Here is a 2,252-nt window from a genome sequence, read left to right as displayed (position 1 = left end):
TTTCCTATCAACAAGTAAGTAGTGATAGAAATAGAATGGACGGATTTAGGAAAGTTTATACATGGACGCCGAAAAAACCGAGCGGGGTAGGTTTGTACGATTCCTCATACAAAGTGACGGGTATATATCGCTCAAACAGAGGGGTTTGTATGATTCCTCATACAAAAACTCAGGATCTGACCTCAAGTAGGGAGAATTTGTACGATAAAACGTATAAAATGGTTCGAAAAGAGGCCGTGGAACTGGATCTTGTATGATAAATCGTACAAGTTCAGGAGAGGATCGAGAGTTGTTGTGACGGAGAGGTTCGTTGAACAAAAATGCAGCGACAGTCTAGGACAATAGCTTCTTGTCCTTGGCTGCCGCTGCTTCTATTTCCAGGCTTAGTCTAACACTTAAACGGATTCCCAGCTTGACATCAGCAGGGCATGTCCGTCAGCGCGTTCGCACGTATGCCGGATACGAGATGCTGCCCTCGTTCAGCTTCGCAATCTCGGCTTCGGACCAGCCGGAGATTTTGTTCGCTCCGGTAACGCCTGTCAGTCGAATATTGTACTTGGAGGCAAGTGTGGCGTGAAGCTGCTTCATGTCGGCTTCATCGACCTGGGCCAGCGTCTTGGCGCCGCCAAGCTGCTTAATCAGCACGCCGATCGACTCGGCCGCGAGCGCCGTATTCGGCTGAATTCGTGCGCTGCCGTAGGCGACGGCGGAAGCGCCGACATTCTTTCCGGCCATAATGACGTTGTCGTACGACTTCAGCAGAAAGCTTCGCAGAGGCATGCCGTATTTATCCGGGCGCCCCATCTCGATACCCCACTTGACCGACTTCGTTCCCTGCAAATCAAGCGGATAACCCGCGATGCTGACGTTGTCCCAGAACATCTTGCCGCCGAGCGCGTCGGATACCTGCAGGACATGATCCGTCTCGTAATGATTGTATTCTCTCACATACAGGTGATTCGGATAGCCGTTGATCTCTGCCTTTTCCCAACCGACAATATGCTTGCGGAAGTGATCCCGAATCATCGGCAGCTCCTTGCGGACACGCTCGAGCGCAACCTTGACCGATTCCGGCTTGGACGGGTCGACATCGTACACGAGCAGCGCGTTGATCAGCACCTCGCCGTCCCGCTGGTATACGGCGTTCAAGCCGCGCAGGAACACCAGCTCGTCCGAAGCCGTATATTTGCGCACCATGTCGGTCAGTGCGATCGCGAACGAATCGTTCACGTAGGCGACCCCGTACAAATTCGCCCGGTCCCGGTCGGACAAGCTGTTAAAATGAGTCACGAACCGGTTCCAATCGATATTCTTAAACTTCATCATATAGCCGGATGCCATGTATTCAATGGTCGGCAGGCCATACACACTCTCAAGGCCCGGCAGGCGAACCGTCTTCAGCTTCGAAGCAAGAGCGGCATGGTCCGTATTTTCCACCCAATGGGAGGCGGTCAGCTTCTTCGGCTTGCCGTCCTTGCCCGTGTAAACGACGGATACGACCTTCTCCTTGCCGTTCGTGCCCGGGGCGGTTTCCACCTTGTCGATTTTTACCCCGGATTCAATGGGAATCCCCTTCGCCAACTTATCGGCAAAATACTTCTCATATTCGCTTGTTTTGCGGATCGATCCGGCTTTGAAGCCGTCGAACAGCTCCTTCACGCGGCCCTGTACAAGACTCCGCCCCGCATCATCCTTCGTTTCATCCAGAAAAAGCATTTCCGCCTGGAGCAGCTGCCCGCCGACGCCTTCCGCCGGATCAATGATGACCACCTTCAGCCCCTCATCCGCCGCCGCCCGTGCGAGATACATCCCCTCCATCTCGCTGCCGACAAGCACGATATCGACCTTTTCCTCCGGAATAACCGGCTTGGGCGGTTCTGCCGGTGCGGCCGGATGCTGCACCTTAGTCTCAGGCTCAGGTTTGGCTGCAGGTGCTGGAGCCTGGTTCGGAGCCGCTTCCTGGGAGCCTGATAGCAACACCCATCCGCCAACCCCGAGTACAACCGCAAGAACGATCAGAATTGCATACAACGTGCCTTTTTTCATGGTTGCTTGTTAACCCCCTACATAGATGAACGCATCCTTCTCAGTCTATCATGTTCGCTGCCAAAAATCATTTTTTTTCTAACCCCCCAAAACCGGACTCGTCCCCCGAAACCTGTAAGCAGCAGGGCAAGGAAACTTCGCGAAGGCTTCCTACATAATCAAATCATGGGAGAGTGGAAGATGATGTGGAACAAGCCATGGGTAAA

General features: G+C 53.5%; 2 protein-coding genes. One reads left to right on the top strand and one right to left on the bottom strand.

Translation table 11 applies throughout. The annotated features are described in order from the left end of the window. Positions 1-257: hypothetical protein (locus ACESLM_RS30400; protein WP_372638456.1), on the top strand; the 257-nt coding region annotated here is incomplete at its 5' end. A 178-nt stretch (positions 258-435) separates the two neighbouring features. Here ACESLM_RS30400 and ACESLM_RS30395 read toward each other — a convergent pair. Continuing rightward, positions 436-2,046: an FAD-dependent oxidoreductase gene (locus ACESLM_RS30395; protein ID WP_372638454.1), complete on the bottom strand. Its 1,611-nt coding sequence runs from the start codon at positions 2,044-2,046 to the stop codon at positions 436-438. Positions 2,047-2,252 lie beyond the last annotated feature (206 nt).

The organism is Cohnella sp. (assembly GCF_041641335.1).
Classification (GTDB): Bacteria; Bacillota; Bacilli; order Paenibacillales; family Paenibacillaceae; genus Cohnella.
Note: the sequence above shows the minus strand (reverse complement) of the source record. Positions and strands in the feature narration are given on the sequence as shown.

Excerpts from the sequence above, each read along its gene's own strand:
- ACESLM_RS30395 (WP_372638454.1), bottom strand. The coding sequence starts at position 2,046 with ATGAAAAAAGGCACGTTGTATGCAATTCTGATCGTTCTTGCGGTTGTA.